Origin of the sequence: Oceanobacillus phoenicis, assembly GCF_047238145.1 — a bacterium.
Taxonomy (GTDB): domain Bacteria; phylum Bacillota; class Bacilli; order Bacillales; family Amphibacillaceae; genus Oceanobacillus.
Window position 1 is genome coordinate 2,158,150 of the sequence record NZ_JBDFME010000001.1, and the last position, 15,126, is coordinate 2,173,275.

The 15,126-nt window shown below is 35.4% G+C and carries 14 protein-coding genes, 1 pseudogene and 1 riboswitch; of the genes and pseudogenes, 10 read left to right on the forward strand and 5 right to left on the reverse strand.

Annotated features, from left to right (window positions below; genetic code table 11):
• The 7 genes from menD (at position 1) to ytkD (ending at position 6,564) form a co-directional block, all read left to right on the forward strand.
• Positions 1–1,737, forward strand: coding sequence for a 2-succinyl-5-enolpyruvyl-6-hydroxy-3-cyclohexene-1-carboxylic-acid synthase (gene menD, locus ABC346_RS10700; RefSeq protein ID WP_413234828.1), 1,737 nt, complete (start codon positions 1–3; stop codon positions 1,735–1,737).
• A gap of 2 nt (positions 1,738–1,739) precedes the next feature.
• Positions 1,740–2,537, forward strand: coding sequence for a 2-succinyl-6-hydroxy-2,4-cyclohexadiene-1-carboxylate synthase (gene menH, locus ABC346_RS10705; protein ID WP_413234829.1), 798 nt, complete (start codon positions 1,740–1,742; stop codon positions 2,535–2,537).
• Positions 2,538–2,563: 26 nt separating this feature from the next.
• The gene (gene menB / locus ABC346_RS10710; RefSeq protein WP_413234830.1) at positions 2,564–3,382 is read left to right on the forward strand and encodes a 1,4-dihydroxy-2-naphthoyl-CoA synthase; all 819 of its coding nucleotides are present in this window, start codon (positions 2,564–2,566) and stop codon (positions 3,380–3,382) included.
• An 83-nt stretch (positions 3,383–3,465) separates the two neighbouring features.
• Positions 3,466–4,908, forward strand: a complete 1,443-nt coding sequence (locus ABC346_RS10715; protein WP_413236546.1) for an o-succinylbenzoate--CoA ligase — start codon at positions 3,466–3,468, stop codon at positions 4,906–4,908.
• Between the two features lie 145 nt (positions 4,909–5,053).
• Positions 5,054–5,374, forward strand: a complete 321-nt coding sequence (locus ABC346_RS10720; protein WP_413234831.1) for a hydrolase — start codon at positions 5,054–5,056, stop codon at positions 5,372–5,374.
• Positions 5,375–5,534: 160 nt separating this feature from the next.
• Positions 5,535–6,056 carry a hypothetical protein gene (locus tag ABC346_RS10725; protein ID WP_413234832.1) on the forward strand — a complete coding sequence of 174 codons (522 nt, stop codon included), beginning with the start codon at positions 5,535–5,537 and terminating at the stop codon, positions 6,054–6,056.
• 28 nt (positions 6,057–6,084) lie between these two features.
• Positions 6,085–6,564: an RNA deprotection pyrophosphohydrolase gene (gene ytkD, locus ABC346_RS10730; protein ID WP_413234833.1), complete on the forward strand. Its 480-nt coding sequence runs from the start codon at positions 6,085–6,087 to the stop codon at positions 6,562–6,564.
• A 187-nt stretch (positions 6,565–6,751) separates the two neighbouring features.
• Here the strand turns inward: ytkD and ABC346_RS10735 are convergent, their stop codons facing one another.
• The 4 genes from ABC346_RS10735 to pckA all read right to left on the reverse strand — a co-directional run bounded on the left by ABC346_RS10735 (position 6,752) and on the right by pckA (position 11,175).
• Positions 6,752–7,552, reverse strand: a complete 801-nt coding sequence (locus tag ABC346_RS10735; protein WP_413234834.1) for an ABC transporter permease — start codon at positions 7,550–7,552, stop codon at positions 6,752–6,754.
• A complete protein-coding gene (locus ABC346_RS10740; RefSeq protein WP_413234835.1) occupies positions 7,545–8,342 on the reverse strand; it encodes an ABC transporter ATP-binding protein in 798 nt (265 codons plus the stop codon). Before ABC346_RS10740 ends, ABC346_RS10735 begins: the two co-directional genes overlap by 8 nt.
• 15 nt (positions 8,343–8,357) lie before the next feature.
• Complete coding sequence (locus ABC346_RS10745) at positions 8,358–9,344, reverse strand: ABC transporter substrate-binding protein (RefSeq protein WP_413234836.1); 987 nt, start codon at positions 9,342–9,344, stop codon at positions 8,358–8,360.
• A gap of 247 nt (positions 9,345–9,591) precedes the next feature.
• Entirely contained in the window at positions 9,592–11,175 is a 1,584-nt protein-coding gene (pckA, locus tag ABC346_RS10750; protein WP_413234837.1) for a phosphoenolpyruvate carboxykinase (ATP), read from the reverse strand.
• Positions 11,176–11,380: 205 nt separating this feature from the next.
• Positions 11,381–11,489: riboswitch (SAM riboswitch) on the forward strand.
• A 174-nt stretch (positions 11,490–11,663) separates the two neighbouring features.
• Between pckA and metK the strand changes: the two genes are divergently transcribed.
• The 3 genes and pseudogenes from metK to ABC346_RS10765 all read left to right on the forward strand — a co-directional run bounded on the left by metK (position 11,664) and on the right by ABC346_RS10765 (position 14,250).
• Positions 11,664–12,860, forward strand: coding sequence for a methionine adenosyltransferase (gene metK, locus ABC346_RS10755; protein WP_413234838.1), 1,197 nt, complete (start codon positions 11,664–11,666; stop codon positions 12,858–12,860).
• 268 nt (positions 12,861–13,128) lie between these two features.
• Positions 13,129–13,323 (forward strand): annotated as a pseudogene (locus tag ABC346_RS10760) (transposase); the annotation flags it as partial.
• 459 nt (positions 13,324–13,782) lie between these two features.
• Positions 13,783–14,250, forward strand: coding sequence for a sigma-70 family RNA polymerase sigma factor (locus ABC346_RS10765; protein ID WP_413234839.1), 468 nt, complete (start codon positions 13,783–13,785; stop codon positions 14,248–14,250).
• A gap of 250 nt (positions 14,251–14,500) precedes the next feature.
• Here the strand turns inward: ABC346_RS10765 and ABC346_RS10770 are convergent, their stop codons facing one another.
• Entirely contained in the window at positions 14,501–15,022 is a 522-nt protein-coding gene (locus ABC346_RS10770; protein ID WP_413234840.1) for a gamma carbonic anhydrase, read from the reverse strand.
• Positions 15,023–15,126: the final 104 nt, after the last annotated feature.

Here is a 15,126-nt window from a genome sequence, read left to right on the forward strand (position 1 = left end):
ATGGATTATACAGAAAAGTTAACGCGCTATGTCGCGAATTTTGTAGATGAATTAGCAAAAAGTGGTGTGACAGATGTGGTGATTTCTCCTGGATCTCGTTCTACACCACTTGCTCTTGTATTTACAGAGCATCCATCCATAAAAGAGTGGATTATCGTGGATGAGCGTTCGGCTGCTTTTTTCGCTTTAGGATTAGCGAAGAAATCAAATCGTGCAGTAGCGGTAGTATGTACGTCAGGAACAGCAGCAGCAAACTATTATCCGGCAGTAGTGGAGGCGCACTATAGTCGTGTACCACTTCTTGTTTTAACAGCTGATCGTCCGCATGAGCTGAGACATATTGGAGCTCCTCAAACGATTGAACAAATAAAAATGTATGGTGATTATACAAAATGGTTTCATGAAATGGCTTTGCCAGAAGCAACAGATAGAATGTTGCATTATGTTCGTAATAAAGCATCTCATGCGAAACACGTTGCAGAGGAAGGGAATCCTGGAGTTGTCCACTTAAACTTCCCTTTACGCGAACCTCTAACTCCTAATTTTTCATTGAATTCTATTTGGAGTACTAACAGTTACATTAAACAAAATATCATGCAAGAGGGAACGAAACAATTAACGACAGATCAATTGCAAATGTTAATTGAGCAACTGGGCCCAAATAAAAAAGGGTTGTTTGTATGTGGTCCACAGACAGATGCTAAATTTGCGTATGCAGTCACTTCATTAGCTGGGAAGTGGGGAATTCCCGTAATTGCTGATCCTTTATCACAATTGAGAACGGGAAAGCATCATAAGGATAATGTTATTGATGGATACGATGCTTTTCTAAGAGAACCAGAAATCAGACAAATTTTAAAACCAGATTATATTATTCGGTTTGGAGCCATGCCTGTTTCTAAAGCTTATTTATTTTATGTTATGGAAAATGCTGATGTACAGCAATACGTAATCGAGCCCACTGAGGGAGTTCGAGATCATTCTTCTAATCAAGCAACATTTTTATTTGCTGAACCCACAATATTTTGCGAACAACTTTATCAAATGTCGGAGAATCAAGATGTGTCCATTAAATGGTTAAAGAAATGGCAAGAAATGAACCAAATTGCTAAGCATTATCTATTAGAAGGTGTCGAAGAGCAAATAACTGAAGGAGAAGCCGTTCGAGGTATAGCTGAAGTAATTCCAGACGGAAGTACTTTGTATGTTGGGAACAGCATGGCAGTTCGGGACGTTGACACGTTTTATATGACTTCACCAAAATCAATAAAAATATTGGCGAATCGCGGTGCTAACGGCATTGACGGAATGGTTTCGAGTGGAGTAGGTGCCTCTGCAGATCATGAAAGGGTTACATTATTACTTGGGGACTTATCATTATTTCATGATATGAACGGGTTATTTGCTGCAAAACATTATAAATTACCAATTACAATTGTGTTAATAAATAATAATGGTGGTGGAATTTTTTCCTTCTTGCCACAGGCGGAAGATAAACGACATTTTGAAGCTTTATTTGGTACTCCAATGGATTTATCGTTTGAACAGGTGGCGAAACTGTATGAAGCAAATTACAATCATGTGAACACGGAGGAACAATTAAAAGTAGCTTTATATGAAAGTTATCAACTTGATGGGCTATCCATTATTGAAGTGAAAACGGATCGTGAACAAAATGTTCTATGGCATCAAGCAAAATGGCAATCCATTAAGAAAGCTATTTTAAAGGATGATTAGATTTGGAAGATAAAGAATTATACTGTGAAATAGTCGGTGATGGTGAACCGCTAGTGATGTTACATGGATTTACAGGGACACGCCAAACTTGGGAATCATTAAAGCCTTTTTTTAACGGATATCAATTAATTTTATTTGACCTTCCAGGACATGGCCGATCGCAGGGATATTCTCTAACCTCAATGAAGGCATGTTGTAAGCAACTCAGAGAACAGTTAATTGAAATGAATATAAAGAAATTCCATTTAGTTGGTTATTCCATGGGAGGACGTACTGCAATTCACTTTGCTAATGAATTTCCTGATATGGTCCAATCCTTAATTTTAGAAAGTGCTTCCCCTGGATTATTCTCTAAATTAGAGCAAATTCAGCGACAACAAAATGATGAGTTGTTAGCAAACTATATTTTACAATATGGTATAGTACAATTTGTTAATTATTGGCAAGATATTTCCTTGTTTTTATCACAGAAGGAACTCTCTGAAGAGAAACAGCAGCAAATTAGAAACGAACGTCTTTCTCATCAACCAGATGGATTGGTACATTCACTTCGTTCTATGGGAACTGGCGCACAGCCGTCGTTTTGGAATGAATTAGAACAAATGCGTATGAAGGTTTTATTAGTAGTAGGAGAAAAAGATTCGAAATTTGTAAATATAAACAAAAATATGACAGAGAAATTTCCAAATGCAGAATTAACTGTATGTAAAAACGTTGGTCATGCAGTTCATGTGGAAAATCCTCAAATCTTTGGTAAAATAGTAGAAGAGTTTCTAAATAGAAACCCAATCGCTACATAATTTTGTTGCTTGAAAGGAGCATATATATGTCTGTAGAATGGCAAAAGGTAAATAGCTATGAAGAAATAATTTATGAAAAATATAATGGTATTGCAAAAGTAACCATTAATCGTCCTGAAAAACGTAATGCTTTTACACCTTTAACAGTAAAAGAGATGATTGATGCATTTATTGATGCACGTGATGATTCTTCTATCGGTGTTATTGTATTAGCAGGAGAAGGTGAAAAAGCTTTCTGTTCAGGTGGAGATCAATCGGTACGTGGACACGGAGGTTATGTTGGGTCTGATGAGATTCCGCGTTTGAATGTTTTAGATTTACAACGACTTATTCGTACGATACCAAAACCAGTAATTGCAATGGTATCTGGTTACGCAATTGGTGGAGGTCATGTATTACATGTAGTTTGTGACTTAACAATCGCCGCGGACAATGCTATATTTGGTCAAACTGGTCCAAAAGTAGGTAGCTTTGATGCTGGATATGGAGCTGGTTATTTAGCACGTCTAGTTGGGCATAAACGCGCACGTGAAATCTGGTACCTATGTCGTCAATATAATGCAGAAGAAGCTTATGAAATGGGACTTGTAAATACGGTTGTTCCACTAGAAAAACTTGAGGAAGAAACCATCCAGTGGTGTGAAGAAATTCTAGAAAAATCTCCAACCGCCTTACGTTTCTTAAAAGCTTCATTTAATGCAGATACAGATGGCTTAGCTGGCCTGCAACAACTTGGTGGAGACGCAACATTATTGTATTATACAACGGACGAAGCCAAAGAAGGTCGCGATGCGTTTAAAGAAAAAAGAAAACCTAACTTTAAACAATTCCCACGTTTTCCTTAAGAAGTAATAGTATGAAGAAAACCTTTGTTCCGCGTGAGCAAGGGTTTCTTTATCGTATAGTGAAGAAGATTGGAGAGAATATTATGAGTGAAACCACTCCACATTGGCTAACAAAACGGGCAGATCTATCCCCTGATAAAAACGCGATTGAGTTTGAGGATGGGAATTCTATTTCATATCTTGAATTATTTCATCGTAGTCAATCCTATGCAAAAAAACTAGCAAATCTTGGTTTGCAACAAGGCGATCACATTGCTATCCTGTCTACGAATTGTGTTGAAATGATTCAAACCGTTTATGCATGTAGTTATTTAGGTACGGTAGTGGTTTTATTAAATACGAAGCTGACAATAAACGAATTAAATCAACAACTCATTGATTCTGATTCTACGTTGATTATAACTTCCGAATCTTTCACAAAAAGCGAATTTGAAGTCCAAAAAATTAGTTATAACGAGCTAGAATCTGTATCGGAAAAACAAAACAGTATAATGTTAAACGAAGAAATTTGTTTAGATGATATATTCACAATGATGTATACTTCTGGAACCACTGGATTTCCCAAAGCTGTTCAGCAAACATATGGCAATCATTGGTGGAGCGCAACTAGTTCAGTACTGAATTTAGGATTACATGAGAATGATAAATGGTTAATACCCTTACCTCTCTTTCATGTAAGTGGTTTGTCAACCATGTTAAAAAGCGTGATTTATGGAATGCCAATCTATGTGTTAGAAAAGTTCGATGTAGAAAAGGTTCATGATGCTATTATGAATCGTAATGTTACGATAGTCTCCGTGGTTACTGTAATGGTGCAACGCTTAATAAAGCGACTAGGAAATAATCATTACCCGTATGATTTTCGTTGTATGCTTCTCGGCGGTGGTCCGGCTCCTAAATCATTATTAGAAGAAGCAAAAGAACGTAATATACCAGTATTTCAGTCATATGGTATGACAGAGACATCTTCACAAATCGTTACATTAACTCCAGAAGATGCTTTAAAAAAGATTGGTTCAGCGGGCAAACCACTTTTTCCGGCTCAGCTTAAAATAGACCACAATAAAAACGAACCAAATCAAATTGGAGAAATTATTGTGAGAGGTCCGATGGTTACACGGGGTTACTATAAGCGAACAGAGGCTAACGATAAAGTGTTTGAAAATAGCTGGCTGCACACTGGAGATATGGGGTATTTAGATGAACAAGGGTATTTATATGTTGTTGATCGACGAAATGATTTAATTATTTCCGGTGGAGAAAATATCTATCCTTCTGAAATAGAGAATGTGCTAGTACAAATAGATGGCATTGAAGAAGCAGGAGTTAAGGGGATTCCTAATGAAGAATGGGGTATGGTCCCTGCTGCATATATTGTATGTAGTAAACCAATAGAAATGAAAGTGCTTGACGCACACCTAGAGAAATATTTAGCAAAGTATAAACGACCAAAAGAAATTCATATAATTAATGAACTTCCAAGAAATGCTGCAAATAAGCTTGTACGTCATAGACTAGGAAAATAAGTTCGAGACGTGATGATTGCCAGATGAAGATATACGAAATGGATAATATGATAAGAGTATTTACTTTTTATAAGTTAGATACTCTTTTTTTATTTGGATGAATTAAACAAAAAAGACACAGATTATATACTAGGAGGTGTTAGAAATGGATAAACAAAAATATTTTATTAGTGTAGGTGAGGGTGAAATATCTCAAGTTCGTTATCAAAATAATGATGATTTTGTTGTTTATGCAACTGAAGATGAGATTACATTATTACGATCGAAATTTGAAGACTTACATGAATCAAGTTTTGATTCTTTTGTACGAGCTCATATTCCGTTTATGCCATACCACAACGATGAACCGAACGATATATACGACGATACAATGACGGAAACTTTTCAATTATTATATGAGTTAGGTGACGAAAAAACCAAGAATCATATACAATCTATGGGAATATTGTCAGATAAGCATTTATAAGGATTGTGTATTAGTAATTACGTTTCTTTAAAGGAATTTTACTGTAGTCCACTTAGCGTTGGGCTACAGTATAAATCATTTTGTAGGTTTAGCTTATCAGAAAATAAGGTATAGAATATTAAGAGCTTATACTCAACTTATGGGAGGAGTATTATAACATATGAGGAAAAAAACGTATTACTTATTAGCAATTAGTATAGTTGCATCTTTAGGTTTAATTGTACTCTCCGCATTTAATCAAGAAGAAGTAGTTAATGCTGAAAATCATAGTAATAGTGTTCAAGTAGAGAAAGAATTATCAACATTAGATCATTCTACTGTTACAGAAAAAATGAGTGGTTTAATGAATACTTTAATACAGGAAGTAGACAGCAATTATAAAGTACAAGCTTATCAAACAAAAGACGAACTTATTCATGCATTTGAACAATATACGACAGAGACATTGGCTTTTGAGTTTGTATCGTATTACTTTGAAGAAAAACAAGACGGTATCTACATTATTCCTATGGATGCACCATCTTGGTTTCAAGAGGAAAACGATTATGATATGATTAAAAAAGATGAAAATACTATCCAATTAACTCAAGAAAATTATAATAAAATGGTAGGAGAGTATACATTGGTAGTGGATTTCACGTTTCAACATGATTGGAAAATTTCTAAGGTAACATATCAGTAATTTTCAATCAAAGAAAGTAGTGAAAGAGTTGAACAGATTTAAGGATTTCTATAATAATACAGTACAATTATCATTTTTAGATCATCCGTTTTCAACAGAGCCAAAGCACGTATGGGTTATCTGTCGATATAAGGATAAGTGGTTACTAACTGCTCATAAGGAACGAGGGATTGAATTTCCTGGTGGAAAGGTAGAGCCTGGAGAAACAGCAGAACAAGCCGCAGTTCGAGAAGTTATGGAAGAAACCGGTGGTTCAGTAGAAACACTACATTATATTGGACAATATAAAGTGGATGGAAGAAATGATACAGTGATAAAAAATGTATATTTTGCTAATATTCATAAGTTAACCGAACAGGAAACCTATTACGAAACGAAAGGTCCAGTCTTATTATCAGTAATACCGAAAAATGTGCGTAAACGAAAAGGATATAGTTTTATAATGAAAGATGATGTACTTCATAGTTGTATGAAGCGGATAAAAACAACCTTTTTATCCTTAATGTAACAGGAAGTAATATCCGTACTTCAAAATTATGAGGCTAAAGCATTAGAGGTAGGGGATATGCCTTCGTTCAAGAGCCTTTAGGTCAAGTCCATGTAGTACTAACATTCCGTTGGGGAAGATTAGAAAACCCGACTAAATGAAGTTTCGCATTATAGTAAAAATAATAGAAGCGCGTAAGCTATAAGGGCTACACGCTTCTATTTCGTATGAGTAAATTTTCAATTTTCTCTACCACTTTATACATAATTGTTGCAAGAATAGCGATAATTACTAAGCTAGACATGACTAGAGTAAAATCAAATACTTGGAAACCATAGATGATGAGGTAACCTAACCCTTGTTTTGAAACAAGGTATTCCCCTACAATTACACCGACCCAAGACAATCCGACATTTACTTTAAGCGTAGAGATAATTGCTGGTAATGCTGAAGGAAAGATAGCTTCTTTAAAGCATTGCCATCTAGTTGCACCAAAACTAAGCATAACTTTTTGATAGTTCGGATCAACCTCATTAAAAGCAGAATACACTACTAGAGTTGTAACGATAACGGAAATAATGAACCCCATGGCAATGATGGAAAGGTAACCAGGACCTAATGCAACAATGAGAATAGGACCTAATGCAACTTTAGGCATTGCATTCATAATAACAAGATAAGGATCCATTACTCGTGCAAAGCGTCTAGAGGACCACAATAAAGTTGCGATTACTATCCCCCCAATGGTTCCAATCAGAAATCCTAAGATTGTTTCTAATAGGGTTACCTGAATATGCGATAATAGTGAACCATTAGCGAACCGTTGAATAATTAATTGAAATACTCTACTAGGAGAACTGAATAACAAAGGGTCTATCCAGTACATTCTACTGGCGATTTCCCATAAACCGACTAAAATGATGAGAATGGAAATTTGCCAAGTAAATACGATTTTACTTTCTCGTTTCAATCCTTGACGGTAATTAATAAACAGTTGCTTGTCATTCATGATCATCATCCCTTAATGGTGAGGAATCATCTTTCTGTTCTAATTGTTCCCACACTTTATCGAATAATAATTGGTATTTTGGGTGTTTTCTTACGTGAAACGGCATTTCATCTCTAAGTTCTAATGGCACATCATATATTTTAGCAATGGAACCAGGATGAGAATCCAATAAGATGATTCGGTCACTCATTGCGATAGCTTCTCCAATATCATGTGTTACGAGTACTGCGGTTTTTTTATAAGTTTTTAGCAAGTTGGAAACGAGATCTTCCAGTTTTAATTTTGTTTGATAATCTAAAGCAGAGAAAGGTTCATCTAATAGTAAAATTTTTGGATCATTGATTAAGGTTCGAACCAATGCTACGCGTTGTCTCATCCCACCAGATAATTCAGAAGGGTATTTTGATTCAACATCTTTAAGCCCTACTTCATTTAGTAATGTAATTGCATTTTGTTTTACCTCATTAGTTATAACACCGTGAATTTTTGGTCCGATTAACACATTGTCAATAATTGTTTTCCAAGGGAAAAGATAATCTTGTTGAAGCATATAACCAATTGCTTGGTTTTGTTTGATTAAATCTTCCTGCTGTAAACGTACCTGGCCTTCCGTCTGAGGTATAATACCGGCAATAATCGATAACAGTGTTGATTTTCCACAACCACTAGGACCTAATAAAGATACAAATTCTCCTTCTTTCATGGTAAAAGAAATATTATCCAATGCCTTTACATACGATTCCTTTGCAAAGTAATAATGGGTTACATGCTCAAGTGTCAGAAATGACAAGACAGTTCCTCCTCTTTATTCTGACATGACACGCTCTGCATAATCTGTATTTACAAGATCTTCATAGGGCACATTTTCTGGTAATTCACCAGCTTCTTCAATAATTCCTTGTAGGTTATCCCACTCTTCTTCATCAAGAAGTGGATCTGTAGCATAAGAACCTTGAGACTTATAACGATCGATTGATGAAGCTAACATTTCGATATCGGTTTCTTCAAAATACGGTGCGATGACTTCTGCTATTTCTTCGGCACTATGTTCATCTACCCATTGTTGTGCCTTATAAATTGCTCTAGTAAATGCTTCTACTGCGTCGTCTTCTTCCTCCATAAAGCTTTGTTTTGTCATAAATACGGTATAGGGTACAGCTCCAGACTCCTCTCCAAATGAAGCAACAATGTGTCCTTGGCCTTCTGCTTCAAATACGCTTGCAGTTGGTTCAAACAACTGTACATAATCATAATCTCCAGATGCAAAAGCTCCAGCTATATTTGCAAAGTCAATATTTTGTTCTAAGTTCAAATCTCCATGGGGATCAATTCCATTTTCCTTTAATACATACTCTCCAACCATTTGTGGCATTCCGCCAACGCGTTGACCAAGAAAAGTACTATCTTTAAGATCTTCCCAGGTGAAATCTGTGTTTGCCTCTTTTGCTACAAGAAATGTCCCGTCGGTTTGTGTAAGTTGAGCAAAGTTAACTGCATAATCTTTTGAGTCTTGCGCGTATACATACATTGATGTTTCTGACCCAACTAATGCAATATCAGCTCCATCCGACAATAAAGCAGTCATTGTTGTATCTCCACCCCAAGTGGTTTGTAAATCTACCTCTAATCCTTCTTCTTTAAAGAAACCTTTTTCTAAAGCTACGTATTGTGGAGCATAGAATATTGACCTTGTTACTTCAGCTAATTTTATGTTTGTAGTTGTTTCTTGATTACAAGCGGACAAGAGTATTAGAACAGCGACAAAACTAATTATAAAACCCTTCTTACGCATATCCACCGTTCCTTTCAACTAATGTGATAAAATTTATAAAAATAGTGTATGCGCCCAAATATAAATATGTGTCAAAAGCATTTCTCACCGTTAAGAGACACCGAACTGGACTGAGGTATCATGAGATAAACGAATCCTTCAAAAGAAAAAACCAGCCTCATATTGAGACTGGTTGTTCGCATATATCGAACGGATATTTCACTCATTTATATAAATCCTTTAATGGGATGAGTAAACAAATTTAAGATTATCCTTTAAATAAAGGACCGGCTTGCTTGATTGTTTCACTGGCTAAAGTGAATTTCTTAAAGTTTTCATGAAATTTTAAAGCAAGTGATTGTGCTTCTTTCGTGTAAGCTTCTTTGTTTCCCCATGTCTGTTTAGGAATTAATAATTCATCAGGAACTCCAGGAACATGAGCAGGAATCTGCAATCCAAAAATTTCATCATTAATCGTTTCTATAGAATTTAATTCTCCTTCTAATGCAGAGTGGACCATTGCTCTAGTGAAAGAAAGTTTTATGCGTTCACCTACTCCATATGATCCTCCCGTCCAACCTGTATTTATCAAAAATACGTTTGTGTCAAACATGTCAATTTTCTTCCCCAACATTTCGGCATAAGTAGAAGGAGCCAATGGTAGGAACGGTGATCCAAAGCAAGCAGAGAAAGTTGCTGTTGGTTCTGTTATTCCACGTTCTGTACCCGCTAATTTGCTTGTATATCCGCTTAGAAAATGATACATCGCTTGTTCTTTTGTTAGCTTACTGATTGGAGGTAACGTTCCAGATGCATCGGCAGTTAAGAAAATAATTGTATTTGGATGTCCTGCAACACTAGGATCAATAATGTTATCTATATTTTCCAAAGGATAAGCAGCACGGGTGTTCTCCGTTAACGATGTATCATCGTAATCTGGTTCTCTGCTATTATCATCTAAAATGACATTCTCTAAGACCGAGCCATATCGAATCGCATTATAAATTTGTGGCTCCTTTTCCTCTGAGAGATTGATGCATTTTGCATAACATCCCCCTTCAATATTGAATACGCCATTAGGACTCCAACCATGTTCGTCATCACCTATTAGTTTTCGATAAGGATCTGCGGATAACGTAGTTTTCCCCGTACCTGATAAACCAAAAAATAAGGCAACGTCACCTTCTTGACCAACATTAGCAGAGCAGTGCATGGAAAGTACATCTTGCTGAGGTAATAGATAATTCATCACCGAAAAAATTGACTTTTTAATTTCCCCAGCATATTCCGTACCGCCAATAAGTACAATTCTTTTTTTGAAAGAAATCAAAATAAATGTTTCCGAATTTGTTCCATCAATAGCTGGATCAGCCTTAAATCCAGGAGCTGAAATAACTGTAAATTCTGCTTGATGTTTGGCTAATTCCTCTTCTGTTGGATTAATGAATAGTTGTCTAGAAAATAAATTATGCCAAGCATATTCATTAATAACTTGAATAGGAAGTCTATAGGTGTGGTCAGATCCAGCGAACCCTTGAAATTTAAATATTTCTTGTTTCTCATTTAAATATGTGATCACTTTAGTTAATAGTTGATTAAATACTTCTTCTTGAATAGGCTTATTAATTTTACCCCAGTTGACTTGTTGATCAGAAACTTCATCTTTCACAATAAACTTATCTTCTGGAGATCGACCAGTGTATGTTCCTGTTGTGGCACGTATTGCTCCGGTAGATGTAAGTATTCCTTCTTGTCTGTACAGAATTTTTTCAACGAGTTGAGCTACTGATAAATTATGGTGAACGTGATTGGTTTGAAGTTCTTTCATATAAGATTTATCAACGGTTTTCATGGTATAATCTCCTTACTATTAGTGATAGTAGTTTAAATTACTTAACGAACCTTATTACTAAATCTGATTATTAGTATAACACATTAAAAACAATAGTCCATACTATTATTGAGATTTATTTTATGCATTATTATTTTTGATGTGACAGGACCTATATTAGTTGACAGATAACTCACCTTTCGTTAATGTTAACCATGAACGGATACTCTTATTCAGAGTTGGTGGAGGGACAGCCCCGATGAAGCCCAGCAACCATCACAATGGTGAAAAGGTGCTAACCTGATGCAAGGATATAATTCCTTGAACAATAAGAGCGAAAGGCCATAATTCTTCCTTTCCTCATGTTATGAAGGGAAGGTTTTTTTGTTTTCATCTATATTTTTTGGTACCGCGTTTTTGTAAGGACGAGGTGCTTTTATTGGCACTTTGAATAGGATAGAAGTTAGAAAGAGATCCGTAACAACATAATTAAAGGAGAGTTTAGCCTTATGGCTGCAAATCGACGTTTATTTACTTCAGAGTCAGTAACTGAAGGGCATCCAGATAAAATGTCTGACCAAATATCAGATGCTATTTTAGATGAAATTTTAAAGAAAGACCCGAATGCGAGGGTTGCATGTGAGACGACAGTGACTACAGGACTCGTTCTTGTATCAGGAGAAATTTCTACATCTACTTATGTGGATATACCTGCACTTGTACGTGAAACAGTGAAAAATATTGGGTATACACGTGCTAAATATGGCTTTGATTTTGAAACATGTGCGGTATTAACTGCTATTGATGAACAATCTGCGGATATCGCTGGAGGTGTCAACCAAGCACTTGAAGCAAGACAAGGAAAAATGAGTGAAGAGGAAATTGATGCTATAGGTGCTGGCGACCAGGGGCTTATGTTTGGTTATGCTTGCGATGAAACGGAAGAATTAATGCCTTTACCAATTTCATTAGCACATCAATTGTCTAAAAGATTAGCGGATGTTAGAAAAGAAGGTATTCTGGATTATCTTCGTCCAGATGGTAAAACACAAGTAACGGTTGAATATGATGAGAATGACAAACCTGTACGTATAGATACAATTGTAATATCTACGCAACATCATTCAGAAATTCAAAATGAACAAATTGAAAGAGATACGGTTGAAAAAGTAATTCAAGCAGTTGTGCCTAATGAATTATTAGATGATAAAACGAAATACTTTATAAACCCAACTGGTCGATTTGTAATTGGAGGTCCTCAAGGCGATGTTGGCCTAACCGGAAGAAAGATTATTGTAGACACATATGGCGGGTATGCTAGACATGGTGGAGGTGCTTTTAGTGGTAAAGATGCTACAAAAGTAGACCGTTCTGCAGCATATGCTGCACGCTATGTTGCTAAGAATATTGTAGCAGCAGGACTTGCGAAATCTTGTGAAGTTCAGTTAGCTTATGCGATTGGTGTGGCACAACCAGTATCCATTGCAGTTAATACATTCGGAACCGGGAAAGTAAGTGAAGACCGTTTGGTAGAAGCCGTTCGTGAATTGTTTGATCTTCGTCCAGCAGGTATTATTCGAATGCTTGATTTAAGAAAACCTATCTTTAAAAACACTGCAGCATATGGTCATTTTGGCCGAAAAGATATTTTATTCCCGTGGGAAAAAACAGACAAAACGGAAGAACTTATTGCTTTAACTAAATAAATGCATAAAGAAAAACTATCATCTTTATAGGTGATAGTTTTTCTTTATGGCTTTAAAATAATTGTTGGGGTAAGGGAAAAATTTAATTTATAAAAAACACGCAATCTCCTATTTTAGTTATCGTTGTTTAAACTACTAAACCAAACAAAAAGGAGATATGTGCAATTGAATTCTAATATAACATTACCTGGGTTGGAAGAAGGAAATATATTAGATAGGGAAGTACGAGAATGTATTTATTACATTAGGTAGGAATTGGAGAGAGTCTCTCATCGCTGATCGTTTTCATTTTACCAGATATATTTATTGGACTTTGGCTTTAGAAAGAGTGAGGATTCGTGTACAGCGAGAATTTCATGATTATGATCGTAAGAAATGTAATTGTATACGACATGTATTTTATAAAAGGCAATCGAAGTTAACGAATAAGCAACGATGGTATTTAGGTCGCTATTTACAAATGATATACGGAAACTCTTGTGGGAGGAAGGTTTAGTTGAGACCCCGGATTCGGATTGCATAGCGACCGGTAGCTCATCAGCCGCCTTAGGATAAGCGCAGTATATTTCTGAAGCGGGTTTTCATACCCATTCATTCTGATTTCTCTTTTTATTAAATACTTTTGTCTCAATCCCCAACATTTGACTTATAACCTTCTTATCAAATTCATAACTATTTTTCAACTATACATCATTTTTTAACAGAATTTCATAATATTATCTTAAAATACAGGAAAACTTTCATACGTTTTTACTTAAAATTATGAAATTATGTTAAATTCTTCTGATAAGTTTACTAATTTACGAAAAATCAAAACTGCTTAATATGATATTATGACAAATATTATATAATACATTGCAAAGCAGGTGGTAGTATCATTGAACTTGTAGAAGAAGCACAAAAAGGGAATCAGGAATCATTTATGACTTTATTTCATAGTTATGAGAAAAATTTATATCGCATTGCAAATACATATGTAAAAAATTCTAGTGATACAAATGATGTAATTCAAGAAACTGCCTATCGAACGTATGAAAAATTACCAGAGTTAAGAAATCCGAAATATTTTAAGACGTGGATAACGAAAATAACCATTAATTGTGCACTTGATACGATTAGAAAGAATAAAAAGATGATTGTGATGGAACCAGAAAAAGTATCCAATAAAGCTTATTATGATTTGGATATACCATTGAAAATTACAGTGGAGCAATTGTTAAATCGCCTAAACGAAAAAGAAAGATCTATTATTATGCTACGTTTTTTTTACTCCTTAAGCTTCAAAGAAATTTCGGAACAATTAGATATTCCATATGGTACGACAAAGTCATTATCTTACCGTGCGTTAAAGAAATTAAAGTCTTTTGCAATTAAACAAGAATTACAGTAGAAGAAACAGGCTTCATGAATGATAAAAATAGGTGAAACTCCATCGGGAATTAATAACCAAAAAATGTTTTAAATTACTACAGGCTACTTGTGGTCGTTCCTAAGGAGTATACACCTATTTCATTAATGGTAAGGTTCATCCTCTTTTAGAATTTATCCCACAAGTAACGCGCTCTTAAAGACGATGAGGTTAAAGCCCTAGATGATAAGATGGGTGACTAAGACCTTACTCAGTTATATGAAGTCTTACTTTATCTTCCCATATCGGTATTGCTTTTATAGTATTGGCCTTTCTCCACATAAGAATTTCTGACACGATCCATCTCTTTATAATCCTCTTCTGTCAATTCTCGTACAATCTTTGCTGGCCTTCCCATCGCAAGGGTATGAGCAGGAATTTTCTTACCTGGAGGAACAAGACTCCCAGCACCTAAAAAAGCATTCTCGCCAATTTCAGCTCCATCTAGTACGATAGATCCCATTCCAATTAAAGATTTTTTTCTAACAATTGCAGAGTGGAGCGTTACTTGATGTCCAACTGTTACGTCATCTTCAATGATAAGTGGTTTCCCAGGACTCTGATGCAGCATGCATAGATCTTGAATATTTGTACGCTTTCCAATAATTGTTTTTGATACATCACCACGTATTACTGTATGGAACCAAATACTTACTTCCTCATCAATCTCTACATCTCCATTAATTACAGCATTTTTTGCAACGAATGCTGTTGGGTGAATCGTGGGGTAAATATTATTATAGTGACCAATCACAATAAAACCTCCTATGTATTAGTAATATGTTAAAGTATACCAAATTTAAAATGTAACGAAAAAAGGAATACGAAACAATTAAATAAAGGTGTTAAAGGATAATT

Bases quoted from the DNA above. Each gene is read 5' to 3' on its own strand.
- menD (WP_413234828.1), top strand. From the start codon at position 1: ATGGATTATACAGAAAAGTTAACGCGCTATGTCGCGAATTTTGTAGAT.
- menB (WP_413234830.1), top strand. From the start codon at position 2,564: ATGTCTGTAGAATGGCAAAAGGTAAATAGCTATGAAGAAATAATTTAT.
- ABC346_RS10715 (WP_413236546.1), top strand. From the start codon at position 3,466: ATGAGTGAAACCACTCCACATTGGCTAACAAAACGGGCAGATCTATCC.
- ABC346_RS10720 (WP_413234831.1), top strand. From the start codon at position 5,054: ATGGATAAACAAAAATATTTTATTAGTGTAGGTGAGGGTGAAATATCT.
- ABC346_RS10725 (WP_413234832.1), top strand. From the start codon at position 5,535: ATGAGGAAAAAAACGTATTACTTATTAGCAATTAGTATAGTTGCATCT.
- ABC346_RS10735 (WP_413234834.1), bottom strand. From the start codon at position 7,552: ATGAATGACAAGCAACTGTTTATTAATTACCGTCAAGGATTGAAACGA.
- ABC346_RS10745 (WP_413234836.1), bottom strand. From the start codon at position 9,344: ATGCGTAAGAAGGGTTTTATAATTAGTTTTGTCGCTGTTCTAATACTC.
- pckA (WP_413234837.1), bottom strand. From the start codon at position 11,175: ATGAAAACCGTTGATAAATCTTATATGAAAGAACTTCAAACCAATCAC.
- metK (WP_413234838.1), top strand. From the start codon at position 11,664: ATGGCTGCAAATCGACGTTTATTTACTTCAGAGTCAGTAACTGAAGGG.
- ABC346_RS10765 (WP_413234839.1), top strand. From the start codon at position 13,783: ATGACTTTATTTCATAGTTATGAGAAAAATTTATATCGCATTGCAAAT.